This is a genomic window from Pseudomonas sp. BF-B-26, assembly GCF_019956495.1.
GTDB lineage: Bacteria > Pseudomonadota > Gammaproteobacteria > Pseudomonadales > Pseudomonadaceae > Aquipseudomonas.
Genome location: NZ_JAHBDP010000061.1, coordinates 32,658 through 58,861, shown reverse-complemented (window position 1 = coordinate 58,861; position 26,204 = coordinate 32,658). Strand labels below are relative to the sequence as shown.

The 26,204-nt window shown below is 57.8% G+C and carries 27 protein-coding genes; 9 read left to right on the top strand and 18 right to left on the bottom strand.

What is annotated here, in order from left to right:
- Positions 1 to 5 precede the first annotated feature (5 nt).
- From KGB03_RS09290 to KGB03_RS09255, 8 genes are all read right to left on the bottom strand, one after another.
- Complete coding sequence (locus KGB03_RS09290; protein WP_223526888.1) at positions 6 to 3,650, bottom strand: transporter substrate-binding domain-containing protein; 3,645 nt, start codon at positions 3,648 to 3,650, stop codon at positions 6 to 8.
- Between the two features lie 8 nt (positions 3,651 to 3,658).
- Positions 3,659 to 4,285: a response regulator transcription factor gene (locus KGB03_RS09285; RefSeq protein ID WP_111452367.1), complete on the bottom strand. Its 627-nt coding sequence runs from the start codon at positions 4,283 to 4,285 to the stop codon at positions 3,659 to 3,661.
- Positions 4,286 to 4,540: 255 nt separating this feature from the next.
- Entirely contained in the window at positions 4,541 to 4,933 is a 393-nt protein-coding gene (locus KGB03_RS09280; protein ID WP_149629247.1) for a response regulator, read from the bottom strand.
- A gap of 183 nt (positions 4,934 to 5,116) precedes the next feature.
- Positions 5,117 to 6,445: a deoxyguanosinetriphosphate triphosphohydrolase gene (locus tag KGB03_RS09275; protein WP_223526887.1), complete on the bottom strand. Its 1,329-nt coding sequence runs from the start codon at positions 6,443 to 6,445 to the stop codon at positions 5,117 to 5,119.
- A gap of 169 nt (positions 6,446 to 6,614) precedes the next feature.
- A complete protein-coding gene (locus KGB03_RS09270) occupies positions 6,615 to 7,778 on the bottom strand; it encodes an EAL domain-containing protein (RefSeq protein WP_192410945.1) in 1,164 nt (387 codons plus the stop codon).
- A 122-nt stretch (positions 7,779 to 7,900) separates the two neighbouring features.
- A complete protein-coding gene (locus KGB03_RS09265; RefSeq protein WP_223526886.1) occupies positions 7,901 to 8,242 on the bottom strand; it encodes a hypothetical protein in 342 nt (113 codons plus the stop codon).
- On the bottom strand, positions 8,239 to 8,628 hold the full coding sequence (locus KGB03_RS09260; protein WP_008145878.1) for a phage holin family protein: 390 nt from the start codon (positions 8,626 to 8,628) through the stop codon (positions 8,239 to 8,241). Before KGB03_RS09260 ends, KGB03_RS09265 begins: the two co-directional genes overlap by 4 nt.
- Position 8,629: 1 nt before the next feature.
- Positions 8,630 to 8,944, bottom strand: coding sequence for a YqjD family protein (locus KGB03_RS09255; RefSeq protein ID WP_046049174.1), 315 nt, complete (start codon positions 8,942 to 8,944; stop codon positions 8,630 to 8,632).
- A 306-nt stretch (positions 8,945 to 9,250) separates the two neighbouring features.
- Between KGB03_RS09255 and KGB03_RS09250 the strand changes: the two genes are divergently transcribed.
- Complete coding sequence (locus KGB03_RS09250; protein ID WP_140683445.1) at positions 9,251 to 10,459, top strand: ammonium transporter; 1,209 nt, start codon at positions 9,251 to 9,253, stop codon at positions 10,457 to 10,459.
- On the opposite strand, the gene KGB03_RS09245 is transcribed toward KGB03_RS09250, so the two are convergent.
- Positions 10,456 to 12,168, bottom strand: coding sequence for a cation:proton antiporter (locus KGB03_RS09245; RefSeq protein ID WP_223526885.1), 1,713 nt, complete (start codon positions 12,166 to 12,168; stop codon positions 10,456 to 10,458). The genes KGB03_RS09250 and KGB03_RS09245 overlap by 4 nt on opposite strands.
- 210 nt (positions 12,169 to 12,378) lie before the next feature.
- Here KGB03_RS09245 and KGB03_RS09240 point away from each other — a divergent pair, with 210 nt between their 5' ends.
- The 3 genes from KGB03_RS09240 to KGB03_RS09230 all read left to right on the top strand — a co-directional run bounded on the left by KGB03_RS09240 (position 12,379) and on the right by KGB03_RS09230 (position 14,064).
- Positions 12,379 to 12,615 (top strand): glutaredoxin family protein, encoded by a 237-nt coding sequence (locus tag KGB03_RS09240; protein ID WP_111452360.1) that lies wholly within the window; start codon positions 12,379 to 12,381, stop codon positions 12,613 to 12,615.
- A gap of 169 nt (positions 12,616 to 12,784) precedes the next feature.
- On the top strand, positions 12,785 to 13,102 hold the full coding sequence (locus KGB03_RS09235; protein ID WP_008145883.1) for a hypothetical protein: 318 nt from the start codon (positions 12,785 to 12,787) through the stop codon (positions 13,100 to 13,102).
- A 71-nt stretch (positions 13,103 to 13,173) separates the two neighbouring features.
- Complete coding sequence (locus tag KGB03_RS09230) at positions 13,174 to 14,064, top strand: pseudouridine synthase (protein WP_223526884.1); 891 nt, start codon at positions 13,174 to 13,176, stop codon at positions 14,062 to 14,064.
- Between the two features lie 89 nt (positions 14,065 to 14,153).
- Here KGB03_RS09230 and KGB03_RS09225 read toward each other — a convergent pair whose 3' ends face one another.
- Positions 14,154 to 14,375 carry a YgdI/YgdR family lipoprotein gene (locus tag KGB03_RS09225; RefSeq protein WP_218537721.1) on the bottom strand — a complete coding sequence of 74 codons (222 nt, stop codon included), beginning with the start codon at positions 14,373 to 14,375 and terminating at the stop codon, positions 14,154 to 14,156.
- 76 nt (positions 14,376 to 14,451) lie between these two features.
- A complete protein-coding gene (mobA, locus tag KGB03_RS09220; RefSeq protein WP_223526883.1) occupies positions 14,452 to 15,054 on the bottom strand; it encodes a molybdenum cofactor guanylyltransferase MobA in 603 nt (200 codons plus the stop codon).
- An 81-nt stretch (positions 15,055 to 15,135) separates the two neighbouring features.
- Here mobA and moaB point away from each other — a divergent pair, with 81 nt between their 5' ends.
- Positions 15,136 to 15,675 carry a molybdenum cofactor biosynthesis protein B gene (gene moaB, locus KGB03_RS09215; RefSeq protein ID WP_008145887.1) on the top strand — a complete coding sequence of 180 codons (540 nt, stop codon included), beginning with the start codon at positions 15,136 to 15,138 and terminating at the stop codon, positions 15,673 to 15,675.
- Entirely contained in the window at positions 15,659 to 16,885 is a 1,227-nt protein-coding gene (glp, locus tag KGB03_RS09210) for a gephyrin-like molybdotransferase Glp (RefSeq protein WP_223526882.1), read from the top strand. Before moaB ends, glp begins: the two co-directional genes overlap by 17 nt.
- Positions 16,886 to 16,945: 60 nt before the next feature.
- Here glp and KGB03_RS09205 read toward each other — a convergent pair whose 3' ends face one another.
- Entirely contained in the window at positions 16,946 to 17,260 is a 315-nt protein-coding gene (locus KGB03_RS09205; protein WP_192410939.1) for a hypothetical protein, read from the bottom strand.
- Positions 17,261 to 17,489: 229 nt separating this feature from the next.
- Here KGB03_RS09205 and yegS point away from each other — a divergent pair, with 229 nt between their 5' ends.
- On the top strand, positions 17,490 to 18,407 hold the full coding sequence (gene yegS / locus KGB03_RS09200) for a lipid kinase YegS (protein WP_223526881.1): 918 nt from the start codon (positions 17,490 to 17,492) through the stop codon (positions 18,405 to 18,407).
- On the opposite strand, the gene KGB03_RS09195 is transcribed toward yegS, so the two are convergent.
- From KGB03_RS09195 to KGB03_RS09185, 3 genes are all read right to left on the bottom strand, one after another.
- On the bottom strand, positions 18,391 to 19,050 hold the full coding sequence (locus tag KGB03_RS09195; protein WP_218537725.1) for a response regulator transcription factor: 660 nt from the start codon (positions 19,048 to 19,050) through the stop codon (positions 18,391 to 18,393). The two genes, yegS and KGB03_RS09195, sit on opposite strands and share 17 nt — an antisense overlap.
- Complete coding sequence (locus KGB03_RS09190; RefSeq protein WP_223526892.1) at positions 19,047 to 19,940, bottom strand: sensor histidine kinase; 894 nt, start codon at positions 19,938 to 19,940, stop codon at positions 19,047 to 19,049. The genes KGB03_RS09195 and KGB03_RS09190 overlap by 4 nt, the downstream gene beginning before the upstream one ends.
- A gap of 341 nt (positions 19,941 to 20,281) precedes the next feature.
- Positions 20,282 to 20,752, bottom strand: coding sequence for a hypothetical protein (locus KGB03_RS09185; protein ID WP_150656970.1), 471 nt, complete (start codon positions 20,750 to 20,752; stop codon positions 20,282 to 20,284).
- A gap of 462 nt (positions 20,753 to 21,214) precedes the next feature.
- Between KGB03_RS09185 and KGB03_RS09180 the strand changes: the two genes are divergently transcribed.
- Positions 21,215 to 22,150: a chemotaxis protein CheV gene (locus tag KGB03_RS09180; RefSeq protein ID WP_008145901.1), complete on the top strand. Its 936-nt coding sequence runs from the start codon at positions 21,215 to 21,217 to the stop codon at positions 22,148 to 22,150.
- Positions 22,151 to 22,337: 187 nt separating this feature from the next.
- Complete coding sequence (locus KGB03_RS09175) at positions 22,338 to 23,144, top strand: MOSC domain-containing protein (protein WP_223526880.1); 807 nt, start codon at positions 22,338 to 22,340, stop codon at positions 23,142 to 23,144.
- A gap of 72 nt (positions 23,145 to 23,216) precedes the next feature.
- Here KGB03_RS09175 and KGB03_RS09170 read toward each other — a convergent pair whose 3' ends face one another.
- From KGB03_RS09170 to KGB03_RS09160, 3 genes are all read right to left on the bottom strand, one after another.
- Positions 23,217 to 23,501, bottom strand: coding sequence for a pyrimidine/purine nucleoside phosphorylase (locus tag KGB03_RS09170; protein WP_007940055.1), 285 nt, complete (start codon positions 23,499 to 23,501; stop codon positions 23,217 to 23,219).
- 69 nt (positions 23,502 to 23,570) lie between these two features.
- A complete protein-coding gene (locus tag KGB03_RS09165) occupies positions 23,571 to 24,113 on the bottom strand; it encodes an exonuclease domain-containing protein (protein ID WP_223526879.1) in 543 nt (180 codons plus the stop codon).
- Positions 24,114 to 24,184: 71 nt separating this feature from the next.
- On the bottom strand, positions 24,185 to 26,146 hold the full coding sequence (locus KGB03_RS09160; protein WP_223526878.1) for an acetyl/propionyl/methylcrotonyl-CoA carboxylase subunit alpha: 1,962 nt from the start codon (positions 26,144 to 26,146) through the stop codon (positions 24,185 to 24,187).
- Positions 26,147 to 26,204: the final 58 nt, after the last annotated feature.

The window sequence follows — 26,204 nt, the reverse complement described above, 5'->3', positions numbered from 1 at the left end:
CATAGTTAAGGCTCGGTCATTCTGCTTTTGTCGTTTTGACCGATCTGTTGCTGTAATGCTTGCTCCAGTTCGAGCAGGGCGCGCTCTATAGCCTTGCTGCAATCGGCCACTTCGTCGTGACGGAACACTTCATGGCAGGCCTTTTCCATCGCCTCGCAGCTGTCGATCACCCGGGACGCCTGGACGATTCGGGCGGCGCCCTTGATTTTGTGGGCGACGTCGAGAAATGGCTGAGGTTCTTTGGAGGGAGACAGCGCCAGCAGTTCTTGTCGGTCCAGACGGTTGCTGTTCAACAGTTCGGTCAACAATCGCTGGTCCAATACCGGATCTCCGCCGGTCAAAAGACGCAATCCTTGCAGGCTGAACGCGGGGTCGCGGACGGTTGGCCTGATACCTTCAAACCACTGACTCAAGGCTGTCAGGGTCAGGGGCTTGAACAGGCAGTCGTCCATCCCGGCTTGTTTGCAGCGTTGTATTTCTTCCGGTTGTGCGTTGGCGGTAAAACCCAGCACGGTACAGGGCGGGCGGTGTGTTTTTTGTTCATGTCGGCGAATGGCGCGGGCCAGTTCGTATCCGTTCATGATCGGCATGTTGCAATCGGCAATCACCAGGTCGAACGGCTCGGCTTCCCATGCCTGAAATCCCGCCTGGCCATCTGGCGCGACGCTGAATCGGTGGCCCAGAAACTCCAGTTGCTGGCACATGAGCAAGCGATTGGCAGGGTGATCGTCGACCACCAGAACATTCAAGGGGATCGTCGTGGTGCGGATTTGCGCTTCAGCCGTCTCCGGCCTCCGTACGAATGGCAGCGTGGCCAGGTGCAATGACACCTCGACGTGAGTGCCGACACCCGGCTGGCTGCTCAATTGCAGGCTGCCGCCCATCATTTCGCACAGGCTGCGGCTGATCACCAGCCCAAGCCCCGCACCACCTCTGGCTGACTGCCCGGCGTGATCGGCCTGAGCAAAAGGTTCGAACAACCGCCGCTGATCCTGTTCACTGATCCCTATGCCGCTGTCGTGAACCTGCAACAGCATCCGGACCCGTTCAGGCTCGGCGGTCGGCTGCAGGTCGACGATGATCCTGATTTGGCCGTGCTCGGTAAACTTGATGGCGTTGCTCACCAGGTTGGACAGCACCTGTTTGAAGCGCATCGGGTCCAACAGGACATCAAACCCCGGATTGGCAGGGTGAAATTCCAGCAGCAGCCGCAGACTTTTCTGGCGCGCCAGTCCATCGAAGACCCGCACCACCGAGGCCACGATTTCACTTGGATTGACCCGTTCCGGGCTCAGGCTCAGCTGTCCGGATTCAATCCGTGCAATGTCGAGAATGTCTCCGATCAGCTCCAGCAGGTCCTTCGCCGAGTTGTACGCCACATCGATGGCCGGGCGATCCGGGTGCTTATGATCAATGCGCTTGAGCGTGAGTTCGAGCATGCCGATGACCGCATTCATCGGGGTGCGGATCTCATGGCTCATGGTCGCCAGAAATGTGGTTTTGGCACGGTTGGCTTCATCGGCGCGCTCTTTGGCATAACGCAGATCATCGAACAGTTGCCGCCGTTCGCTGATGTCGATCCAGCCGCCAATGATGCCTTGTACTTCACCGCTCGAATCACGGTAGGGAAGTATCCAGTGGTAAATCGTCAGCCTGCGGTCGCCGATGTGCAGTGGGCGATCGAGAATCAGCGGTTTGCCCTCGGCCATGACGCGCTGGTAATCGGCCTGATATTCCCGGGCTTCGAATGCATTGCTCATGTTGGCTTGCATGACGCCTTTGCCGATCACGTCTTCACGTCTGGCGCAGAAGGCTTCCAGATAACTGTCGTTGCAGCTTTGCAGCAGTCCCTGGCGATCGCGGACGTAGATGGGATGAGGCGTCCCGTTGACCAGTGACCGCATGAATTCGAGTTGATCGTTCAATGCACGCTCGGCTGCCTGACGCTGCTTTATCTGGCGACGCATGTAAGCGTTCCAGGCAACGGAAATCAGCAGCAGCACCCCGGCACCGATAACGATTTGGTAGAACAGCCGGTGATAATTGCGCCAAGTACTTTGCGAAGACGCCGAATAGCCGCGCCAGCGGCTGTTGATGATGCCCAGTTCTTCCGGGGCAATGCTCAGCAGCGCCTTGTCGAGGATGGTGTTCAGTTCTTTGGCTTCCCGGCCTGTGGCCAGGGAAAACGCGGCCTGCCGGGTGCCGATGGTGGTACTGATTTGTAGGGTCTGCTCAAAGAGCTGCGATGAGATGAAGTAGTTGGCAATCACCAGTGAGTTCACCGCACCTTCTGCCTTGCCCTCGGCCAGCAACTCCACGGCACTGAACGTGTCCGGGGTTTCAATCAGCTTTATCCGCGGGAACTCGCTGCGCAGGTAATCCACCAGGGGATTGCCTTGGGCGATTGCCAGGCGTTTGTCCTGCAACTGCGCAAGGCTTGCCGGGCTGTCGGCGGCTTTGCGAGTCAGCAGGACAAAGGAGTTTTGCAGATAGGGGCGGGTGAAGTTCAACGTCGTTTCACGTTGGGCACTGGGGAGCAGGGCGGCGATCACGTCGGCCTTGTTGTCCCTGATCTGCTCGATCATCTCCTCGTCACTGCGGCTGCGACGGACGTCGAAGCGCAAGCCGGTGCGCAATCTGATCAGCTCTAGCAAGTCCGCGGTAACCCCACGAAAGTTGCCATCACTGTCGAAAAACGTCAGCGGTGCAAAAGCCTCATTGACCACCACACGTACTGCCGGGTTTTGCGCCAGCCAGCGTTCCTCGTTGTGGGTGAGCTGCAGTTTTTGATCGGTGAGCAGCATGTCACTGCCGGCACTCCAGCGTTTGGCAATGTTGTCTCGTTCGCTGGTGGGGATGGCCATGAGCATTGCGTTGATGATCGCGAGCAGCTGCGGGTTGTCCTTGTGCACCGCAAAGCTGAAGCCGTGGGCTTCGTGTTTGCCGAAGTTGGCCATGCGGATATTGTTCAGATACCCCTTGTTGATCATGTAATGGGTGGAAATGGTGTCACCCAGAAAAACGTCAGCCTGGTCGAAGGCAACGGCATTGATCGCATTCTGGTAGGACGGAAAGGACGTGATGATCGCCCCCGGATACATCGCCTTGACCTCCTCCAGCGGCAAATAGTGATACACCATGCTCAGCCGTAGACCGGCCAGGCCATCGGTCAAGGATCTGGTTTCACCTTCGCGTGTCACCAGAACCGGCTGGTCTACGGCGTAGGGGTTGGAAAGTACGATGTCAGCATTGTGAGCTTCGAATCCATTGGCGGTCCCCAGCAAATCGATCTTGCCGTTTTCGAGTGCCTCGATCGCGGCCTCCCGGGACGCAAAGCGCAGAACCTTGATGGGCAAACCGGTTGTTTTACCAAGGATACCTGCGTAATCGGCGGTAAAACCTTCGTAGTCGTGCCCACTGATGGTCAGGTCGAAAGGGGGGTAGTCCGGGGCTGACGTGCCAAGGATCAGTTCCCGTTTATGCTCAATCCATTGTCGTTGTGATGGATCCAGTTGGAGTTCCTGGTGCCCGGCCATCGAGCGACTCATCAGGGTGTAGTTCTCGCTGACGGTCTGCGCAGCGGCCACTGCGGTGTTCAGGCATAAACCTGCCGCCATGAGTGTCAGATAATCCTTTATACGACTGGGCATCCTGTCTCTCACACTAACGCGTTACGTTTTGCCATATCGATGAGTTCAACCAGGGATTTGGCTTTGAGTTTTTGCATGAGGCGTTTTTTATAAGTGCTGACAGTCTTGTTGCTCAGAAACATGCCTTTGGCAATTTCCTTGTTGGTGCGTCCTTGGGCAAAGAGTTGCAAGACCATCAGTTCCCGGTCATTGACTGACTTGAACAGTTCCAGGTCGGCGAAACGTGCGTCATCGCTGCGAACTGGATTCAAGGCCTGGCTTGGAAAATAGTTGTAACCTGACAATACTGCCTTTATAGCACTGACCAGTTCACTCAGGTCTTCCTGTTTGCACACATATCCCGATGCACCGGACTGCATGCAGCGAATACCGAAAAGTGTGGGGCACTGTGCTGTTAATACCAATGTTTTCAGGCGGGTACTCATTGCGTTGAAACGGGCGAGAACTTCCAACCCGTCCAGTTTGGGAATGCTGATGTCGAGAATGACCAGATCAGGCATGCATTCGCGAACCATCTGCATGGCGTCGACCCCATTATCAGTTTCGCCGACGACTTTGTAACCTTCATGTTCAAGCAACATTCTGACGGCTAGGCGGATGACAGGGTGATCGTCGACAATAAAAACGGAGTTCATAATCAAATCCCATACGAGCTCTAATAAAGCGCGCACCTTAGCTCAGATAGTTGAGACGACGCATGAGCTGACGGACCTGCAGCGGCAATATAGGAACAATCCTACAACTGAAGAAGAATAGGACTACGTATCAACTAGGTTTTTTATGAAGAAGGGTAAAGGTTGTTGATAGTTAGTCGAGAGGTTGGAAGTCTTTAAATGTAAGTTTTGAGTTGTGTTTTGGCTGGATTTTTAGTGTGTTTGTTATGCGATTTTTTACAATGAGGCCAAGGTCAACAGATTTCTAAATTCGGATTGTTTCAGCGGTTTTATCAAGTATCCCAATAATGGCAGTCCGTGTTCGTTGGCCTTTTTTTCAAGTTCATCCAGTTCGGCGGATGTCAGGCTACTTAACAGTATGGCCTGTCTAATCATCCCCCGGTGGCTGGCGAATTCGACCAGATCAAGCCCGCAGAGATCGGGCAGACATTGATCGCACAAAAGAATATCAAACGGTTGCACAGCCTTGAGCATTTGTTTCAAGGCACCATCGGCACTGTCGGTGGTGGTCAGTTGGGTGAAACCATAACTCTCAAGCAGGTATTGAGTTGCCCGGAGTTGGAAGGGGTGATCTTCTACCAGCAAGATGCGTAGATCGTCTTTGAACATAGGAGTATTCACGCTTCTTCTGTCGAACTGAAAGAAGCGAGATTATTTCGCGAAGTTACCGAATAATCGATCAGTTAGCTCAGCGTATGTTGTAGGGGGATTCGGCGAACGTTGAGTGCACTAGGGGGTTGAGAGGCAAATCAACCATTGCAGGCGGCGTAATGGCTGATCACCCGGGTCTCTTCAGCGGCTCGAACGACCGGTCATCTCCAGCGCCATTTCGCTGGCATAGCTGTCGGTCATGCCGGCGATGAAGTCAATCATCCGTAGAAACGAGGCGTGCAATGGGCCGTGAGGATCGGGCGCATTGTTACCCAACAAGTCGAGGACTCGGCGACTCTTGAAGGAGGGCGTTCGACCGTTATGCTGTTCCAGTGCCGCGCCGCAGAAGGCATTGAGCAGGATTTCCAGCGTGGTGTAGGCGCCGATTTCATGCAGGGTCTTGCGCTTGTCCTGGAAGATTTTTTTCCGCGCCATGTCCTTCGCATTCAAGACGCAACGCTTGGCAGGGCCGTGCATGTGCTCCACCAGATCACCGGGCAACGTGCCGGCCAGCAACGCGTCCTGTTGCTCGACAAAGGCCCGTGCTGCAGCGTTGGTCAGGTGTTCAATGGCTTTGCCTCGCAGGATCGCCAGTTTGCGCCGACGCGAATCCTGTGGACCAAGCTGGCGATAGGTTTCCGGCAGATCGTCACCCACAAGGTCCAGCAACAGGGACTCGACTTCGGCGTATTCCAGCAACTCCATTTCCAGACCGTCTTCCAGATCGATCAGCGCGTAGCAGATGTCATCGGCAGCCTCCATCAGATACACGAGCGGATGGCGCGCCCAACGCTGTTCCTCGAGTTGCGGCAGGCCGAGTTTATGGGCGATTTGTTCCAGAAGCGGAAGTTCGCTCTGATAGCAGCCGAACTTGTGCTTCTTGTAGCCCAGTGAGTCCGCGTGTTTTGCCGTCCATGGGTACTTCAGATAAGTGCCCAGTGTGGCGTAGGTCAGCCGGGTGCCGCCGTCGAACTGGTGATATTCCAGCTGGGTGAGTACCCGGAAGCCTTGGGCATTGCCTTCGAAATTGAGGAAGTCATTGCGTTCGACTTCGCTCATCGCATCCAGCCAGCCACGGCCGGCGGCTTGCTGGAACCAGTGGCGAATCGCGTCTTCGCCGGAGTGGCCGAAGGGCGGATTGCCGATGTCATGGGCCAGACAGGCCGATTGCACCACCATGCCCAGGTCGCTGGGCTCGCACCAGTCGGGCAGGGCGCTGCGGATGGTTTCGCCAACGCGCATGCCCAGCGAACGACCGACGCAGCTGACTTCCAGCGAGTGGGTCAGGCGCGTGTGGATATGATCGTTGCTGCTGACCGGGTGGACCTGGGTCTTGCGCCCGAGGCGGCGAAACGCGCCCGAGAAAATGATCCGGTCGTGGTCTTTATGGAAAGGGCTGCGGCCGAGTTCTTCCGGGCTGTGCAGAGGCTTTCCGAGGCGTTCGCGAGTAAGCAGGGTTTGCCAATCCAAGGCGGGTTCTCTCCGTCAGGTGTTTGATTGCTTAAGCTTCCGGGTTCGCGTCCGGACCTGCAAGCGAAAAACAAGCACACACCTGTAGGAGCACGGCTTGCCGGCGCTGGCGGTGTATCAGGCGCTGCAATATTGAGTGAACTGCCGTCATCGCGAGCAAGCTCGGCTCCTACAGCCCGGCGGCGTCGATATCGATGAGCAGCAGTCGTTCGCCGTGGTCGAAAAATTGCCCGGCGGTGAGGCAATACTGATTGCTGGTGGCATCGCGGTAAGTATTGGAGAGCGTCAGTCTTCGCTCATCCCAACCCTCTGCCAGCAGGTGATAGAAGTAGGGGCGCCATGACCAGTTGTGGCCCACGTAGCGATTGTCGGCCTCCCAGCCGTTGTTGCGCCATTCAAGGTTGGGCGTCAGCTGCGTGCCGTGGCGGTCGCATTGGTAGAAGCGCAGCAGCCAGGGAAATGCATCCAGTTGTGGCAAGGCGCTGAGCGGCGCCTCGGCCTGAGCCCATGCTTGCAGGATAGTCATCAGCTCGCTGAGTTGCTGGCGCATGATCATCAGGCGACCGCGCTCAGCCAGCTTCTGCTGAACATAGCGCAGACGCAGTTGCGCGAAGCGCTCGACAAAGGCGTGCGTGGCAAAGAAACCAGCTTGCGCCCGGGCAAACAGAAAACCCTGGACGTAGCGCGAACCGCACTCCAGGGCAAAACTCAGTTGAGCCTCGGTTTCCACCCCTTCGGCGATGATCCAGCAACCGGTTTTCTCCGCCATTTGCGCCAGAGCCTTGACCACGTCGCTGCTCGGTCCACCCAACGCAGCAGCCTGGAACAGGCGCATGTCGAGTTTGAGAATGTCCGGTTGCAGCGCGAGTACGCGATCAAGCTGAGAGTAGCCGGCACCAAAATCATCGATGGCGATCCGCGCGCCGGCCTGTCGGTAGCGTGCCACGACGTCGGCCAGGCGCTGAATATCGCCCCCCAGTTCGGTGATCTCGAAGACAATGCGTTGCGGGTCGACGTTGTGCCTGCTCAGTTGCGTGAGGCTCGGTAGCGCCTGGTCCTGTCGCAAGCGGTTGATCCAGCGTGGCGATATGTTCAGGCTCAGAAACCAGTCCGAGGGCGCTTCATGCAGACGGCTCAGCGCGTTATCGCGGATCTGGCGATCCAGACGACGCAGCGCGATGGCGGGCGTTCGCGGGTCGGCGAACAGCGGCCCCACCGAGGCCAGTTGACCGTCAGCCTGGCGCAATCGACCCAGGGCCTCGACGCCAGCGATACGGCCGGTGGCGGTATCGATGAAGGGTTGAAAGCAGGCGAGCGGTTGCCCGTCGATCACGAGGCCTCCTTGGTCAGGTCTTGTTATTGGATAAAACCTGTTCACCGGGTAGGCACGCAGGATTGAACCCCTCGATAAAGAGGTTCAATCCCAGTGTTGCAAGAATGCAGCCAGATAGTGGCCTAGTGGTGACGCGAAGAGCCTTGCATGACCAGCTTGATCAATGGCCCCAGCGTGGCGCCCAGACGAACCAGTCGAGTGAGGCTGCTGACGCCACCGCCCTTGGCGCCCTTGCCCGTCAGAAAGCCCAGCAAGGTGACGGCTGCCACGCCCCAGAGTGGAGCGTGCTTGATGCCGAAGCCATCCTGCAGGTTTTGCGTTATCCCGCGCACGCGCTGCAAGGGTTGCAGCAGTTGCGCGGATTCATGGCGGATTTCCTGACGATGCATTTCCATGCGCAGGCGAATCAGCGCCTTGCGCATTTCGGTGCGCGAGCTGTTGTGAGGCAGTTCAGGCAGGCTCATGGCAGCAGACGCTCCCGATCGTTGGCCAACTCTTCCAGGGTGCCGTGGAAGGGCGAGGACTCATCGAAAATCGCCGCTCTCAAGCGCATCGCACAGAAAATCGCCGCAAGGGTATAGAAAACGCAAAGCCCGATGATGGCCGCCAGGCGATAGGTGTCCCAAAACAGGATCAACACCAGCGTCGACAAGCCCACCAGCAACAACAAGGCAAAAACCAGCGCCAGGCCTGCGAACAGCAACAGGCTTACCGTGCGGGCTTTTTGTTCCTGCAATTCGATGCCGAACAGTTCGACATGGCTGTGCAGTAGTCCAAGAAACGCAGCACCCAGGCGCCGCGGTGAGGAGCTTGGGCCCGTCGCGGACGAGCCGGATTCGCCGATCGCCATATCAGCGCCGAGTGGCCAGCAAGCCAAGCAGGAAACCAACCCCGGCCGCGATCCCGACCGATTGCCATGGGTTGGCCTGGACATAGTCTTCGGTGGCGGTAACGGCGGCCTTGCTGCGTTCGCGCAGGGAGTCTTCGGTCAATTTCAAGGTTTCGCGGGCACGCAGCAGACTGTCGTGGATTTGCTCTCGCAGCTCATCAGCCTGATCACCGGCCAAGGTTGCGGTGTGTTCCAGCAACCGTTCGGTGTCGCTGACCAGAGTCTGAAAATCATTCATCAGGATTTCTTGAGCAGTCTTTGCCTTGATGCTGGCCATGGGTGGATCTCCGTAAGTGGCTTCTGAAACGTTCGAGTATGAGCCTTGGGCGAAGGTTCAGTACAAATGACTGGTACAACTTTTGCTACGTCGTGGTGCGTGTGCCTGCGCCGTTGCGCTGTTGCTGGGCAGGATTCGAGCAAAACCTTATCTCAAATAATCAAAACTCGCGCAAAGGTTCCAACCTTGTGCGCCAAAGTGGCTCGTCGGGATCAATCTGCTGATCCCGACAAGGTGCAACTTGGTGCATGAATTGTCTGCGCGAACTGCTTTGGTGCTTTTTTAGCCTTCAGGTCTGCCAACCCTATGGAAAATCTGCAAAGCGCTGTGGACAGTCTGGTCCATAGCTCCAATACGTTGTTCATTCTGATCGGCGCGGTCATGGTGCTGGCGATGCACGCCGGTTTCGCCTTTCTTGAAGTCGGCACGGTTCGACAAAAGAACCAGGTCAATGCCTTGTCGAAGATCCTCAGCGATTTCGCCATTTCGACCCTGGCCTACTTCTTTATAGGCTATTGGATTTCTTATGGGGTGACCTTCATGCAACCGGCGGCGGTGATCAATGCGGATCATGGCTATGGGCTGGTGAAGTTTTTCTTCCTGCTGACCTTTGCTGCGGCGATACCCGCGATCATTTCCGGGGGCATCGCCGAGCGTGCCCGGTTTGTCCCGCAGTTGTGCGCGACGGCACTGATCGTGGCGTTCATCTATCCGTTCTTCGAGGGCATGATCTGGAACGGCAACTTTGGCCTGCAAGCCTGGTTGCTGGAGCACTTTGGCGCCAGCTTCCATGATTTCGCGGGCTCGGTGGTGGTCCATGCCATGGGCGGTTGGCTGGCGCTGGCGGCGGTGCTGTTGCTCGGGCCACGCAATGGTCGTTATCGCGAAGGGCGACTGGTGGCGTTCGCGCCCTCGAGCATTCCCTTTTTGGCGCTGGGGTCGTGGATCCTGATCGTTGGCTGGTTCGGTTTCAACGTGATGAGCGCGCAAACCTTGCAAGGTGTCAGCGGACTGGTGGCGGTGAACTCGCTGATGGCCATGGTCGGCGGTACCGTGGCGGCGCTGATCGTCGGGCGCAATGACCCGGGCTTTCTGCATAACGGCCCGCTGGCCGGGCTGGTGGCGATTTGTGCCGGTTCCGATCTGATGCACCCGGTGGGCGCGCTGATCACGGGTGTTATCGCCGGCGCATTGTTTGTCTGGTGCTTCACTGCGGCTCAAGTCAAATGGCGCATCGACGATGTGCTGGGGGTTTGGCCGTTGCATGGTTTGTGTGGCGTCTGGGGCGGAATCGCTTGCGGCATTTTCGGCCAGAGCGCGTTGGGTGGGCTGGGCGGCGTGAGTCTGATCAGCCAGTTGATCGGCACTGCGTTGGGGGTGGTTGTGGCGCTGGCGGGTGGCTTTGCCGTGTATGGCACGATCAAGGCGTTCCATGGTCTGCGTCTGAGTCAGGAAGAAGAGTATTACGGCGCTGACTTGTCGGTGCACAAGATTGGCGCTGTGAGCCAGGACTAGGTCTCTTCGTCGTCAGAGCCAGGATAGAAACCGTGCAGCAGACGATAGCGGTCGTGCCGTATCTGGTCGGCCCGCTCCTGTACCTGATGCGCGGGTAATCCCAGCATGATCAGCGCGTGGGAGGCGAGCATCAGGCTCGACTCCAGCAGTTCAGGCACGACTTCGCTGGCGCCGGCTGCTTTCAACTCGGCCAGTTGGCTGTCGTCGCGCGTGCGCACCAGAATCGGCACGGTCGTGTTGAGTCGCCGCGCTTCCTTGAGGATCAGCAACGCAATGTCGGCCTGATCCACGGCGATCACCAACAGCCTGGCGCGCTCCAGCCCTATCGCGACCAGCAGTTCACCGCGACGTGAGTCGCCATAATGCACGCAGGTTTCACCCACGGCGGCTTCGTGGACACGCACTGGATCACTATCCAGTGCGATGTAGCGTTGTTGCGCGTTGCGTAGTGCGCGTCCGATTGACTGACCTACACGACCATAGCCGCATATAACGACATGGTTGTGTAACCCGGCATTGAGCGCGTTGATTTCTTCAAGTTTTGCTTCTTCGTTGGGTTTGCGGTGCAGGCGTGTGGCGATGTGGGGGGCGGCGCGCAGCAACAACGGCGTGACGAGCATCGAACAAAAGGTCGCCGCCAGCAGCAGGCCGCCAAAATCCGCGGGCATCAGTTTGTTCTGCTGCATCTGTGCCATCAGCGCAAAGCAGAACTCGCCGCCCTGGGCCAATGCCAGGCCGCTGCGCCAGGCGGTTTCGCCATCGCTGCCACGCCATTTGACCAGCAGCGCAACGACGCAGCCCTTGAGCAGCAACAGCCCGAGGGTCAGGCCGAGAATAAGCAGGCCGTGGCTGGCGAACAACTGCAAGTCGATAAGCATGCCGATACTGACGAAGAAGAGCCCGAGCAGGATGTCGCGGAACGGGCGGATGTCGGCCTCGATCTGGTGCCGGTAATGGCTTTCCCCCAGTAGCATGCCGGCGAGAAACGCACCCAGGGCAGGGGAGAGACCGAGCAGGTGCGTCAACCACGCCGTCAGCAGAACAATGACTAGCGCCAGTAGTACGAACAGTTCCGGGGAACGGGCAGCTGCCACTTCATGGAACAGCCGCGGCAGCAACCAGCGACTGACCAGGAGCAGGCCAACGAATAGTACGATGGTTTTACCCAGCGTCAGTGGCAGCGCCCAATACCAGGCCTGGTCGCTGCTGCCAGCGAACACCGGCACCAGGGTCAGCAGCAATACCGCGACGACGTCCTGGAACAACAATACGGCGATGGCATTCTGGCCGTGACTGCTGAAAATCTCGCCGAGACTGCTCAGCTCTTTACTGACAATGGCCGTGGAAGACAGCGACAGGCCGGCGCCGAGTAACAGCGCAGGTGTGATCGGCATGCCGAGCAGCATCAACAACCCCCCTAACAGCATCCCGGAGCACAGCACCTGCAGACTGCCAAGCCCGAATACCACTCGGCGTAACGCGAGCATTTTCGACAGGGAAAACTCCAGCCCAAGGGAGAACAGCAGAAACACCACGCCCAACTCGGCGAGGTCCGGCAGCTCTTCGCTTTCATTCACCCAGTTGAATGCGCTCGGCCCGATCATCAGTCCCACGCACAGGTAACCCAGCACCGGTGGTAATCGCAGGCGCTGGAACAGTGCAATCACCACCAGAGAGGAGGCGAGGATGATCAACAGGTTGGCGAACACAAAAAAACTCCGGTGACGGGACGCTGGCCATTCAAGCGTAGAGGCAATTAATCCGAGAGCATCGCGCAAAGGATATTGAAGACGACTGATGTGCGTCAGCGTATTGCCGCGATCCGTTGTCGTTATGGCTCAAGGGTAGAGCATTCAATGGCTCGACGGCTTTTCGGGGCCGGCCTAGAATGATGACTTAAATTTTTCGGTTGAGCGCTCATGCTTCCTGAATGTCAGCTGTTCGGCACCCTTGGGTGTCATCTCTGTGAAGTCGCCGAAGCCATGCTGATGGAATTTGTCGAGCGCGGTCTGCTGGTGGAACTGGTGGATATCGCCGACGACGAAACATGGTTCGAAGCTTACAGTCTGCGTATTCCGGTATTACGACGGGTCGATACGGGCGCGGAGCTGGGCTGGCCGTTCAGTGCCGATCAGGTGGTGGCGTTCCTGCGTTAAGCGGTTGTTGCGGTGGTGGTGTTCCCGTCTGTCGAACTTTGCGATGGATCCCTTGGCTTTACCGGTACTGATCGGATACTGTATGCGCATACAGTAATTCGTAAAGCCTGCCTTGCCGTTTTTGGTGTTCGGGTTTAAGCAGGCGGTCCGGGCGTGAGAGGGATGAATCGTGGTCAATGTCGAACAATTGAAGAACAGCGTGAACCGGATGTCGGCGGACGTGGTGCGCGAGGCTGTCCTAGAATTGCGTCTGGATGGCCTGGTCACAGAAGGAAAAACGCCCTTCAATAAACTGCATTTCAATACCTGTTTCGCCGAAATCGAAGCCTTGTTCCAGCGCGCGGGCTATCACCGGCAGCTGGATGTCGTGGGTTATCAGGGCTTGTTGTATGCGCTTTATGACCCTGGTCGCTGGGAGGCAGTCGATGTGCTGCGCTGGCTCAAGGAGTTCACCGAAGCGGCAGCGCGCACGCAGATACCGGCATGAGGATTCTCTTCTAGGTTCGTTCCGGCCGCTGTTGGATAATGCCGCCCTGTATTGAGGGTTAGAACTTTCGTATGTCCACTTCATCTTTTTCTGCTGCACACAATCAGGCCAGCACGCTCTACTTGCCGCCTGGTCCGTGGCAGACCGTACTCGATTGTCTGTGCGAACATTTCAGCGCCATCGGTCGTGAACAATGGCTGGACAGAATCGCTCGCGGTCGTGTCCTCGACGGTCACGGCATGCCGATCGCCCTTGATCTGCCTTACAAGGAAGGCTTGCGGATTCATTATTTTCGTGAGGTGCCGGACGAAAAGCCGATCCCGGTGGTTGAGTCGATTCTGTACGCGGATGAGCATCTGGTCGTGGCGGACAAGCCGCATTTTCTGCCGGTGACTCCGGCGGGTGAATACGTGGAACAGACCCTGTTGCGACGGCTGATCCGTCGACTCGACAACCCGCATCTGGTGCCTTTGCATCGCATTGACCGGCACACCGCGGGGCTGGTGCTGTTTTCCGCCAACCCTCAGAGCCGTTCTGTCTATCAGTCGTTGTTTCCTGCGCGGCAGATCGAAAAGCGCTACGAGGCCATTGCCCGAGCGTTGCCTGAACTCTCTTTTCCATTGGTCCATAAGAGTCGCCTCATCGATGGCGAGCCTTTCTTCCGCATGCAGGAAGGTCCGGGCGTCAGCAATACCGAAACGGCTGTCGACGTCAGGGAGAAGAACGGTGACCTCTGGCGTTATGCGCTTTACCCGGTGACGGGCAAGAAGCATCAGTTGCGGGTGCACATGACAGCCTTGGGCGCCAGCATCTGCAACGACCCGTTTTATCCGCAAGTACTCAAGGATGTTGAGGATGACTATGCCAATCCTTTGAAACTGCTCGCTCAGGGATTACGGTTTGTGGACCCGGTCACCGGCCAGGAAAGAGCATTCGAAAGCACCATCACCCTGCAGTGGTGATCACTGAAGTTCAGTGAGTCTGCCGATCTTCAGCCACGAAAAAGCCCGCATATAGCGGGCTTTTCCATATCCGGTTGTCACCGCAAAAATTACAGCTCTTTAACGGTACGAACCTGATCCTTGTTGATGCGGGTATGCTTGCCATCCAGTTGTTCGAATTCGTAGAAACCCGAATCCTTATCGAACTTTGGCGCGTCGACAGCCTGGATTTCTCGACCGTCATTCAAGGTGATCACTGTAGGCGATGCGCAACCGGCAAGGGTAGCGAGGCCCAGTGCGAGCATGAAAGTGGCGAGGGTCCGTTGAGTCATGGGTGTGTCTCCGAATATGAATTCTTTTGGTTGCTGAGCTTGAGACGTGTACAACGCGCGCAAGTTCCTTCTCCTGTCAGTCTGACACAGTGTAGTTGGCACTTAACAGTTCTGGTGTGTTGAGGTTGGCCAGGCGTGGATCATTGTCGGGGCATTGCAGGGCGGTGGCGCCCAGTTTGCGCATGAGGCGACCCGGGCTGCGTTCGCCGTCGTTCCAGGCACTGTCGAAATCGGTCGAGAGTGCCACGGGGATAATGCACAGCAGAGGTTCCCAATGTTCGCCATGGCGCAGCATCAGCGGTTGGTTCGGGTGCTGACTGGCGGAGTCGCGCATGCTATTGAGCAGCGCGGCATCGATGCGTGGTACGTCACACGGCAGCACCAGCAAATGCGCATGGCGGGCGGCCTTCAGGCCTGCGCGAATACCGGCCAGGGGGCCAGGAAAGTCGCCTTCATCGTCATGAACCAGTTGGTCGGCGTAGGGCGCGTACTTTTCCAGGTTTCTGTTGCAGGAGATGATCAGGTCATCGCTCAGTGAACGGGTCTTGCGGTGCAAGTGGGCAATCAATGGCTCGCCGTGCCATTCCAGCAGCCCTTTGTCCTGACCGCCCATGCGTTGGCCACGACCACCTGCCAGGAGCAGAATGGAGCAGGGCAGCAAATGTGTATTCGAGGTCATGGCAGGTCTCCATGGGGGCGGCGAAAAAATGAGGCGCTGTGATATAACACCGGGCTGTTTCTCCTACAACTGGATGAGCCTATGAAAGCCAAGGCTGATGTACCTTTCGCACCGCTCAACATCGCGGTGCTGACGGTCAGCGATACCCGCACCCTGGAAACCGATACTTCTGGCCAGCTCTTCGTCGATCGTTTGAGCGCTGCCGGCCATAACCTGGCGGCCCGGGTTCTACTCAAAGATGATCTCTACAAAATTCGCGCGCAAGTCGCCAACTGGATTGCCGACGATGTCGTGCAGGTGGTGCTGATCACTGGCGGTACCGGTTTCACGGGACGCGACAGCACTCCGGAAGCGGTGAGTTGCCTGCTGGATAAACAGGTCGACGGTTTTGGTGAGCTGTTCAGGCAGATATCGGTGGCGGATATTGGCACCTCTACTGTTCAGTCCCGTGCCCTGGCTGGCTTGGCCAATAGCACGCTGGTCTGCTGTTTGCCGGGTTCGACCAATGCCGTGCGCACCGGTTGGGATGGCATTCTTGCCGAGCAGCTGGATTCGCGGCACCGCCCGTGCAACTTCGTCGCTCATCTCAAACAGGCGGCACCCTGTGAATCCCGCGGGTAAGCCAGGCAAGACTGGCAGTCTGATGGCTGTCGAGGTGGCACTGGCACGCTTGCTGGCAATGGCCGAGGCCTCACCGATTCGTGAGCGTGAACGCTTGCCATTGGCGCAGGTCGAGGGTCGGGTGCTGGCCGATGACCTGGTCTCGACGCTGGATCTGCCACCGTGGCCCAACAGTGCCATGGACGGCTATGCCTTGCGCGTGGCCGACTGGGCCGGAGAGCCACTGGTGGTCAGCCAGAAGATTTTTGCCGGTCAGGCTCCGGAGCCCTTGAAGCCTGGCACCTGTGCACGAATCTTCACCGGTGCGCCAGTGCCCGCGGGTGCAGATTGCGTCGAGATGCAGGAAAACACCGAGGTTCAGGTGGATGAGCGAGTACGTTTCACCGAAACCATGGCCCCAGGACAAAACATTCGTCCTCAAGGCCAGGAAGCTACTGTTGGTGAATTGATTCTGCCAGCCGGCACGCGCCTCGGGTCGATCGAACAGGGGTTGGCTGCATCGCTGGGATGCGCAGAGCTGGATGTGATTCGCAAGGTTCGCGTTGCCGTTCTATCCACCGGCGATGAACTGATTGAACCGGGCCAGGCTCTAGGGCCGGGGCAGATCTACAACAGCAATCGAGTGTTGCTGTGCAGTTGGTTGCAGCGCCTGGGCTGTGAGGTGATCGATGCCGGAATTCTTCCGGATGATTTAGCGACCACCCGCACTCGCCTCGGTGAATTGAAAGATGTCGATCTGATCCTTTCCACCGGTGGTGTTTCGGTGGGAGAGGCTGACTTTCTGGGCATTGCCTTGCGTGAAGAGGGCGAGTTGACATTGTGGAAACTCGCCATCAAACCCGGCAAACCGCTGACATTCGGGCATTTTCGCGGCGTACCTGTGATTGGTTTGCCTGGCAATCCGGCTTCAACGCTGGTGACCTTTGCTTTGTTGGCAAGGCCCTATCTCTTGCGCCGACAGGGTGTAAAAGAGGTTGAGCCCCTGAAGTTTCAGGTGTCTGCAGGGTTTGCATGGCCAAAAGCAGGCAATCGACGCGAGTACTTGCGCGGACGTCTGGAGAATGGCCGGGCGATTATCTACAGAAATCAGAGTTCTGGTGTACTGCGTAGTGCTGCCTGGGCTGATGGTCTGGTCGAGGTGCTGGAGGATCGCACGCTGATCGAGGGTGACTATGTGAGCTTCATCCCGCTGAGCGAAGTCCTGAGCTGACTCCTGTCGCTGGCTTACTGCGCAAACCCGGTTGATCGAACCGGGTTTTGCGTTCATGGCTTACCCTTGGTGAGCCAGGAGTGTCACGAGCTGGTCGAAACGGCTATTGGCGATCCAGGCCAGAACCCCGATGACGACGGCTGTTCCAATAGCCGAGTAGGCAAGCCTGTGTTTTATGGATTTGACGTCACTACGGACTTCATCCATGTCTCGTCGGATGTATTTGAGGTGGGTCTCCAATTCAACGACGCGAGATTCCATAGCAGCTTCTCCAATGGGCTTTGCGCTGTTTTTGAATTCAGCTTGATGATTGGCGCGTTTTTCTGCGAACGGTGCAACCGGAATAACCGGTGACCTGATCTCTTGGCTTTGCATGGCACGTCCCTGTGTAGTTCCTGCTGATGTTTGATAACGGCAGGCGCCAAGGTGTACCAATCGCTTGGGGCGGTCAATTGAGCCAATTCCTCACGTCTTGTAAGAAAAAGTACCGCCTTGTAGGACGCCATACGGCTCGACTTCAAATAATTCAAATTCTTGCGACTTTTATGTGGCGAGATGAGGTCAACATCTCCCATACGGAATTCAATCATGGGAGTGACAACTGATGAGCGAACGCAAGGCGCTGTTGATTCTGCATGGCAAGCAAGCACTCAACGAGGCGGTTCGTTCTGCCGTTGCGGACAAGCGCGAGCAGGGTTGGGAGCTGGCCGTTCGAGTGACCTGGGAAGCGGGCGACGCGCAGCGCCTGGTAGATGAAGCACTGGCGGCAGGCTACACGCAAATCATTGCCGGCGGCGGTGACGGTACCTTGCGTGATATTGCCGAAGCCTTGGCGGCGCATTCGACAAAGGCCAGTCTGGTCCTGATGCCGTTGGGGACCGCCAATGATTTCGCGCGTGCCGCCGGGGTGCCTCTGGAGCCCGTGCAGGCACTGGAACTTCTCGACATCGCACCGAGTGCCATTGATCTGGGGGAGGTCGGCGGGCAGGTGTTCCTGAATATGGCCACGGGCGGTTTTGGCAGCCAGGTCACGGCAAACACCTCGGAGGACTTGAAAAAAATCCTCGGGGGCGCGGCTTACCTGTTCACCGGTTTATCGCGCTTCAGTGAGTTGCACGCAGCCTATGGCGAGTTGCAGGGGCCTGATTTTCAGTGGAGTGGCGAGCTGTTGGCATTGGGCATCGGCAATGGCCGGCAGGCCGGCGGTGGGCATGTGTTGTGTCCGGAAGCGCTGGCCGACGACGGTCTGCTGGACATCAGTATTCTGCCTGCGCCGCAAGAAGTCGTCGGCACTTTGAAAACCCTGCTCGCCGATGGCTTCGGCATCGACAACATGTTTGTGCGAGTCCGGTTGCCATGGGTGGAAATCAAGGTCTCGGAAGGCCTCTACATCAACCTCGATGGCGAACCTCTGGAAGGTGACAACTTGCGTTTCTCGACGCGTCCAGCGGCACTGCGCGTGCATTTACCTGAAAACTCGCCGCTGCTGGGGTCATCGCAATTGATCAATCATCCAGGCTGATGATCTGCTCGCGCACGGCGAACAGCACCAGTCCCGCCACATCGTAGATCTGCAAACGCTTCATGATCTGCGAGCGGTGGGTTTCAACGGTCTTGATGCTGAGGCCCAGGCCATTGGCAATTTCCCGGGTGGATTTTCCGCGAACGATCAGCCGAAGGATTTCCAGCTGACGCGCCGTCAGGTTGTGCGAGTCGGCAGGTTCCGGCTGGTTTTTCTGAGTTCGAGTCAGCGCCTGGTTGATGACGGTGTGGGCGATGGCCGGGCTCAGGTAGCGTTCGTTGTTCCGCAAGGCATCCAGGGCATGTTCGAGCTCGTTAGCCGTGGTGTCCTTGAGCAGGTAGCCATGTGCACCGGATTCCAGTGCCTGCATGATGATTGCGGGATCGGTGTGCATCGACAGGATCAGCACCTTGCTCTGCGGGCGTACTCGCTTGAGTCGCTGCAATGCGTCAAGGCCACTGGTTTCCTTCATGGAAATATCCAGCAGGATAATGTCGGGGGACAACTGCTCGACCATCTCGAGCAACTGCGAGCCGTCATTGGCCTCACCGATTACCGCGTAGCCGGGAATATCCAGCACCAGAGCGCGCACGCCTGCCCTGATAAGCGAGTGGTCATCCACCAGAAGTAAGTTACAAGTCAACGCATAACCTTATTCGTACTGGCCCGTTCGAGCGCACGAGGCGCCCAGGGAAAGAGGGCTTCGATTTGAGTGCCTTTGCCCGGCTCGCTGGTCACGCTCAGTGTGCCTCCCAGCTGATTGATCCGTTCCGACATCCCTGCCATTCCACGTTGCCCCTCACGACCTGGATCGGTCGCGGGTGCGAATCCCAGGCCATCGTCACTGATCAACAGTGTCAGGCCCTGAGGCAGACGTTGCAGGCGGACCAACAGGTTTTTCGCTTCGGCATGGCGCAATATATTGGTCACCGCTTCCTGGGTGATTCGAAAGGCGGCCAGCGTCATTTCCTCCGGTATGCCGGCCAAACGCTGATGGCATTCCAGGCTCCAGTGCACCGGCGTGTTGGCCAGCGTCTTGAGTAAATGCGCCCGCAGACTGGCTTCCAGCCCGAGACTGGTCAGCTGCCTCGGATTGAGAATGGCCGATACGTCTCGCACTTTGGCCAGGGTTTCTTCCAGCGTGTCGCAGAGCACCGAACACTGGCCCTGAAGTTCTTCGGGCATTCGGCGTTTGAGCCAGTCGCTTTGAAGTTTTGCCGCGGTCAGCAATTGGCCGATGTCGTCATGCAGTTCCCGACTGAGCCTGTGACGTTCGTTTTCCTGAACCTCCAACAGCCGGTCAGCCAACTCCTGGGGTTGAAACTTTATCGACTTGCGCGAAAGACAATGCTGTACCCAGACGCAGGCCAATGCGGCGATATTGAGTACCAGCAGACTCAGCGGCAGGCGAGTGGACAGGCTATAAATCAGCAGGCAGCCAAGCGCCGAACAGGTACACAACACAAGCGTGACCAGGCGCGCGTTTTTTGGGGTGGGTAGCCTTAGGGTGATCGACTTGAGGCTGGCGTACATAGCGGATGGAGCCAATGGATGTTCGCTGCGGGAAGACCGGGCATCGTGGATGACGGGTCTCTGTCTGGAGTCACTCTGCCATTAATTGACGTCAACTAATGGGCGGCATAATACCACTTAAGATACCGTTGGTCGCGTTTGGTATATATGTCCGCAGAGTCAGGAAACAAGCATTTATGGACAGCAGTTCCATAATGGAAAAAGTTGGCTGGCAAGAGTGGTTTATTTGTTTCGAGTTGTCGTAAGCAGGTAGGGAATATTCAAATGCGACATGATCCCGCCAAAGTTGGAAGGGCAGTCATGGCAATAAAAATTCACAACACGGCATAGGGCCCGATAATTCAGGCTTGCCGACCTGCAAAGGAAACGAGTGTGAACGGCTTGGAATTAGCGGGGGGCTGAAACTGACTGTGTCCGACCTGAAAGGCGAAGGCTTCGATCAGGGAGGTCTGTTCGCTGTCATCAAGGCTGAGTTGGCCGGTCTTCTGATCGATTAGCTCGAGTTGCCAGGCGATCAACGTCAGGCAGTCTTTCAGCGCACTCAGGGCCTGGTCGTGTAAATCCATGTGATTCTGGGCATGGCTCAGCAAACCATGAATGTGCAGCGAAAACTCCGAAACGGCTGCCAGAGCGAGGGCATCAGCCTTGTTGGCCAATTTGAGCAGGGTGCTCAGCATGCAGTCGATGGCGTCCTTGTCATTACTGATCAGTTGCAAATGACTCAGGCATTCCTCGGTTTTAACCAGCAGTGTCTCAGCTTCGACGAGAAACTCAGGGAGCCGGTGAGCCCATTCTTTACGATCGTTCGGCATGTTTATCTCCACAACGTCATGTCAAATGCGGGAATGTCGTGTGTGTCGACGGGGACGATCAGCGTCCCCGTATTACCATGCCGTCGTGAGATCGCGCGCCAGCCTGTCTGGCTGCAGGCTGGGGAACTCGATAGGGTGGATGGCCACTTACCTGCGATCGCACACAAAAGCCTGACTCCATTCATGCAATGAGAATGGCGTCACATTAATGGCTATTGGATATTGCGAATATCAGGTTGGGCCTGATTGTTACTAGGGGAATCCCTTACACAGGGGAACCAACCGAACGAAACGAGGTCTCGCGGCAGGCAGTGGGGCAGATGAAATTGCCTGGCCAGTAAAGCATGATGTTAATGTGATATCAATGTTTGGTCGTGGCATTTTACACGGGGGTCAAGGTCTAGCAAAAACAGCCGATAACCCCCTTTAGTGAATTCATCAGAACAAGCCCAGGAGTCATTGATGGCCGGCATTCTCGACACGGTAGACCAACGCACGCAACTGGTGGGTGAGAATCGCCTGGAAATTCTCATGTTCCGGCTGGCCGGACGTCAATTGTTCGCGATCAACGTCTTCAAAGTGCAGGAAGTGCTGCAGCTGCCGAAACTGACCCTGATGCCCCAGCGTCATCCGTTTGTCTGCGGCGTGGTTAATCTGCGTGGCCAGACCCTGCCAGTGATCGACCTGTCCCAGGCCATCGGTATGCGTCCGCTGGTGCCAAGCCCGACCAGTACGATCATCGTTACCGAGTACAACCGTTCAGTGCAGGCGTTCCTGGTCGGTGGTGTGGACCGTATCGTCAACATGAACTGGGAAGCCATTCTGCCGCCGCCGGCCAGCGCCGGCCGTCAGCATTATTTGACCGCTATCAGCAAGGTCGACGATCAGTTGGTGGAAATCATCGACGTCGAAAAAGTCCTCGCGGAAATCGTCCCGTACAACGCCAAGGTATCGCGCGACAAACTCGACGATCCGGTTCTGGAACGTGCCCGTGGCCGTGAAGTGCTGCTGGTGGACGACTCGAACGTGGCCCTGTCGCAATTGCGCGACACCCTGGGTCAATTGGGCGTGAAGATGCACATCGCCAGCGATGGCCTGAAGGCTCTGAACATGCTCAAGGCCTGGGCCGATACCGGTGTGAACATGACCGACAAACTGCTGATGGTCTTCACCGACGCGGAAATGCCGGAAATGGACGGTTATCGCCTGACCACGGAAATCCGCAACGACCCGCGCCTGCGTGGCCTTTATGTGGTTCTGCATACCTCATTGTCCGGCAGCTTCAACGACTCGATGGTGAAGAAGGTCGGCTGCGACAACTTCCTCTCCAAATTCCAGCCGGACAAACTCGTCGATGTGGTGCGCCAGCGTCTGATGCTCGACGAAGTGCCTGCCTGACCAAAACACGGTCCATGTGGGAGCGGGCTTGGTCCGGGCGGCGTTCCGACGAAGGCGGTGTAACAGTCAACGAAGATGTTGAATGTTATGGCCCCTTCGCGAGCAAGCCCGCTCCCACAGTTTTTGGCCTTTGATTCGGCGATCAAGCTCGTATAGGGTGGCGTTTTTATCCACCAGGGAGCTGGCCATGTTGCGTCTGAGCGCGCTGTATCGTTATCCGTTGAAATCCGGCAAGGGCGAGATCCTGCAGCAGGTCAGCCTCGACAAGCTGGGCCTGGACGGTGATCGACGCTGGATGCTGGTGGACGAGGCCAGCGGGCGCTTTCTGACTCAACGTGCAGTGGCGCAGATGAGTCAGTTGTCGGCGTTGTGGAATGCCGATGGTGGCTTGACCCTCAGCGCGCCGGGCCGCTCTCCGATCGATATCGCCTTGCCTGCCAGCGAAGCGCAACTGCGTGGCGTAACCATTTGGCGCGATACGTTGCGTGTACCGGATGCCGGTGACGATGCAGGTGCCTGGGTCAGTGAATTCATTGGCAAACCGACTCGCCTGGTACAAGTCCCTCTTGATCGCGCACGGACCACCCAGGCCGGCTACGGCAAGGACGATGATCAGGTGGCCTTCGCCGATGGCTTTCCGCTGTTGCTGATCGGACAGGCCTCACTGGAGGACTTGTCGCAAAAAGTCGGCCGCCCGCTGGAAATGCTGCGCTTTCGGCCCAACCTGGTAATCGAGGGCAGTGAGGCGCATGCCGAAGATCGCTGGAAGCGCATTCGCATCGGCGACGTCGAGTTCCGCGTGGTCAAGTCGTGTTCACGCTGCATTCTGACCACCATCGATCCGCAAACCGGCGAGCGCAGCGAAGATCGTGAACCGCTGGCGACGTTGCAGAAATACCGTGCCGAAGCCGACGGCGCGATGTTCGGACAGAACCTGGTCAACGACAGCAATGGCCAACTTGAAGTCGGTATGCCGGTGACAGTTCTGGAATAAGACAAGCTGAATAAAAAAATGCCCAAGTCCAAGGACGCGGGCATTTTTTTTGTCGCTGTGAAACCCAGGGTTTTAGCCGCGGTATTCGCACAGGTAAGCGGTGTCGACGGCCACTTTCAGTTGGAACTTGCTGTTGGCGGGCACGTTGAACTGGCTGCCAGCGGCGAAGGTTTCCCAGTCGCTGCTGTCCGGCAGTTTGACGGTCAGGGCGCCGGACACCACGTGCATGATTTCACGCTGGCTGGTGCCGAATTCGTATTCGCCCGGTGCCATGACGCCGATGGTCGCAGGACCTTCAGCGGTGCCAAAGGCGATCGACTTGACGGTGCCGTCGAAGTACTCGTTGACTTTAAACATGGGCGATTCCTCGAAAAGGGCTGAAAAGGGCCGGCCAGTATGCACAAGGCCCATGCCGGCGTCACCTCTCTAAGACGGAAGAACCAGCGGCAATAAGCGTGCGGTATTGCGCGCATCTTCCAGCGCCCGATGTTGTTGGCCATTGAACTGCATGCCCGCCAGTTGCAGCGCACCGTTAAGTCCCAGCGGGCGCTCCAGCCGACGAGCCTTGGCAAAGCGCTGTTTGAGGTTCATGTGCGGCACCCGGCTCAGGGCGCTGTCGAGTTGCAGGCGCTCCCACTCCTGAACCAACTGTTTGCGATCGTAATCGCCCCAACTGACCCAGCCTTCGAGGCGCGAGTGATGCTGGCCGAGCCAGTGTTCGAACGACGCCCAAACCTCGCTCAGAGGCTGCGCGGCGTCGATATTGGCCTGGGTGATGTGGGTCAGTTGCCGGCAAAACGGCGTCAGCAAAGGCCGACGTGTCGGGCGCACGAAACACTGAAAACTATCCAGTTCTCGGCCTTTTCGGTCCACCAGGGTGGCGCCGATTTCGATGATTTCCATTTCTGTTACTGGCCAACCACCCTCATCGGTGGTGGCTTCCAGATCAATGACCAGCCAGTGAGGCATCGCAGGGTTCCTGGTATCCGCGTCCTGATAGGGCTTGAGCGTAGCCAAACCCGGCGGATCCGCCTAGCGGCTTATTCGACCTCCAACAAAATCTGACGATTTTTCACCTGGTCACCGACCCTGACCTGCAAGCGTTTGAGCACGCCGTCGATGCCCGACTTGAGCGGATGCTCCATTTTCATGGCCTCCAGCACTACCAATAACTGGCCTTTACTGACCGGGCTGCCCTCAGCCACCAGCACGTCGACGATCGCCCCATCCATCGGGGCCTTGAGGGTGCCGGAGCTGACGCTGGCCTGGCTGCTGACCAAGGCCTGCGTCCGGTCCACCAGTCGCACACTGCCGGGGCGGGTGAACAGCCAGAGTTGCCCGGCCTCAAGACGGTAGGCATGGCGTTGCCGGATACCGTTGATGTCCAGGCTGGCCCAGCGTCCGTCGCACTGGATGATCTTTAATTCAAAAGGCGTTGTGGCGACTTGAAGCCGATACGGTTCACCCGGCACAGCGTTCAATTCCACCGGCCAATCCTGATCCTCAAGGCCGATTCGATAGAGCAACGGCACGCTGGCATTGTTGCGCCAACCGGCCGGTGGCGCGTGATGAGCCTGCGCCGAGGCCTGATAGAACAATGCAGCAGCGATGGCCAGTTCTTCGGCGCTCGGCACATGCGCATGCAGGTAAGGATGCTCGGCAAAGTGAGTCTGGATGAACCCGGTACTGAATTCGCCACTGATGAACTGCGGGTGTTCGAGCAGGCCGGCAAGCAAGCGCTGATTGCTCTGCACGCCGAGCAGCACGCTGTCCTGCACCGCCCGCAGTAATTTGCGCCGGGCTTCTTCGCGGGTGGCGCCGTGGGCGATGATCTTGCCCAGCATCGGGTCATAAAACGGGCTGACTGTCTGGCCTTCAATCAAGCCATGATCGATCCGCACGCCGCTCTGCAACGCTGGCTCCCAAGCGGTGATGCGACCGGTCTGTGGCAGAAAACCGTGTGCTGGATCTTCGGCGTACAAACGGACTTCCATGGCATGGCCGCTGAGCTGGACCTGCTCCTGTCGCAAGGGCAGCGGCAGTCCTTCGGCGACGTGCAACTGCCAGGCCACCAGATCGAGGCCGGTGATCAATTCGGTCACCGGGTGCTCCACCTGGAGTCGGGTGTTCATCTCCAGAAAGTAAAACTGCCCGCGCGCATCCAGCAGGAACTCGACGGTGCCAGCGCCGACGTAATTCACTGCGCGACCTGCCTTGAGCGCCGCTTCGCCCATGGCCTGACGCAACTCGGCGGTCATCACCGGGCAGGGCGCTTCTTCGATGACTTTTTGATGGCGACGCTGGATCGAGCAGTCGCGCTCGCCAAGGTAGATCAGGTTACCGTGCTGGTCGCCGAACAGTTGAACTTCGACGTGACGCGGGTCGATCAGCGCTTGCTCGAGAATCAGTTCCTCACTGCCAAACCCATGCAGCGCTTCGGAGCGGGCGGTGCGCAGTTGTTCGAGCAAATCATTGGCCTTGTGCACCAGGCGCATGCCACGTCCGCCACCGCCGGCACTGGCCTTGATCATCAGCGGATAGCCGATGCGTGCGGCTTCGCGGCTCAGGGTGGCGTCGTCCTGTTCTTCGCCCTGATAACCCTTGATGCACGGCACACCGGCCTCGAGCATGGCGAGTTTCGACAGGCGTTTGCTACCCATCAGTTCGATGGCGTCGGGACTGGGGCCGATGAAGGTGATGCCGGCATCCTGGCAGGCGCGGGCGAACCCGGCGTTTTCCGAGAGGAAGCCGTAGCCTGGATGGATGGCGTCAGCGCCCGTGCGCCGGGCGGCGTCGAGAATGGCCGGGATATTCAGATAGGACTGCTGCACCGGGGCCGGGCCGATGTTCACGGCTTCGTCGGCCAGTTGCACGTGCAGGGCATCGGCGTCGGCATCGCTGAACACCGCGACCGTGCGATAGCCCAGGGCCTGGGCGGTGCGCTGGATGCGGCAGGCGATTTCACCGCGGTTGGCGATCAGGATTTTTCTGAGTCCGGGCATGGGGTATTCCATTGGGGTTTGCGGTGGATGTGATGGCCTCTTCGCGAGCAAGCCCGCT

What these genes read in the sequence shown, in the direction of transcription:
- KGB03_RS09290 (WP_223526888.1), bottom strand. Translation starts at nt 3,650, where the DNA reads ATGCCCAGTCGTATAAAGGATTATCTGACACTCATGGCGGCAGGTTTA.
- KGB03_RS09285 (WP_111452367.1), bottom strand. Translation starts at nt 4,285, where the DNA reads ATGAACTCCGTTTTTATTGTCGACGATCACCCTGTCATCCGCCTAGCC.
- KGB03_RS09280 (WP_149629247.1), bottom strand. Translation starts at nt 4,933, where the DNA reads ATGTTCAAAGACGATCTACGCATCTTGCTGGTAGAAGATCACCCCTTC.
- KGB03_RS09265 (WP_223526886.1), bottom strand. Translation starts at nt 8,242, where the DNA reads ATGAGCCTGCCTGAACTGCCTCACAACAGCTCGCGCACCGAAATGCGC.
- KGB03_RS09260 (WP_008145878.1), bottom strand. Translation starts at nt 8,628, where the DNA reads ATGGCGATCGGCGAATCCGGCTCGTCCGCGACGGGCCCAAGCTCCTCA.
- KGB03_RS09255 (WP_046049174.1), bottom strand. Translation starts at nt 8,944, where the DNA reads ATGGCCAGCATCAAGGCAAAGACTGCTCAAGAAATCCTGATGAATGAT.
- KGB03_RS09250 (WP_140683445.1), top strand. Translation starts at nt 9,251, where the DNA reads ATGGAAAATCTGCAAAGCGCTGTGGACAGTCTGGTCCATAGCTCCAAT.
- KGB03_RS09240 (WP_111452360.1), top strand. Translation starts at nt 12,379, where the DNA reads ATGCTTCCTGAATGTCAGCTGTTCGGCACCCTTGGGTGTCATCTCTGT.
- KGB03_RS09230 (WP_223526884.1), top strand. Translation starts at nt 13,174, where the DNA reads ATGTCCACTTCATCTTTTTCTGCTGCACACAATCAGGCCAGCACGCTC.
- KGB03_RS09225 (WP_218537721.1), bottom strand. Translation starts at nt 14,375, where the DNA reads ATGACTCAACGGACCCTCGCCACTTTCATGCTCGCACTGGGCCTCGCT.
- mobA (WP_223526883.1), bottom strand. Translation starts at nt 15,054, where the DNA reads ATGACCTCGAATACACATTTGCTGCCCTGCTCCATTCTGCTCCTGGCA.
- moaB (WP_008145887.1), top strand. Translation starts at nt 15,136, where the DNA reads ATGAAAGCCAAGGCTGATGTACCTTTCGCACCGCTCAACATCGCGGTG.
- KGB03_RS09205 (WP_192410939.1), bottom strand. Translation starts at nt 17,260, where the DNA reads ATGCAAAGCCAAGAGATCAGGTCACCGGTTATTCCGGTTGCACCGTTC.
- yegS (WP_223526881.1), top strand. Translation starts at nt 17,490, where the DNA reads ATGAGCGAACGCAAGGCGCTGTTGATTCTGCATGGCAAGCAAGCACTC.
- KGB03_RS09190 (WP_223526892.1), bottom strand. Translation starts at nt 19,940, where the DNA reads ATGTACGCCAGCCTCAAGTCGATCACCCTAAGGCTACCCACCCCAAAA.
- KGB03_RS09185 (WP_150656970.1), bottom strand. Translation starts at nt 20,752, where the DNA reads ATGCCGAACGATCGTAAAGAATGGGCTCACCGGCTCCCTGAGTTTCTC.
- KGB03_RS09180 (WP_008145901.1), top strand. Translation starts at nt 21,215, where the DNA reads ATGGCCGGCATTCTCGACACGGTAGACCAACGCACGCAACTGGTGGGT.
- KGB03_RS09175 (WP_223526880.1), top strand. Translation starts at nt 22,338, where the DNA reads ATGTTGCGTCTGAGCGCGCTGTATCGTTATCCGTTGAAATCCGGCAAG.
- KGB03_RS09170 (WP_007940055.1), bottom strand. Translation starts at nt 23,501, where the DNA reads ATGTTTAAAGTCAACGAGTACTTCGACGGCACCGTCAAGTCGATCGCC.
- KGB03_RS09165 (WP_223526879.1), bottom strand. Translation starts at nt 24,113, where the DNA reads ATGCCTCACTGGCTGGTCATTGATCTGGAAGCCACCACCGATGAGGGT.
- KGB03_RS09160 (WP_223526878.1), bottom strand. Translation starts at nt 26,146, where the DNA reads ATGCCCGGACTCAGAAAAATCCTGATCGCCAACCGCGGTGAAATCGCC.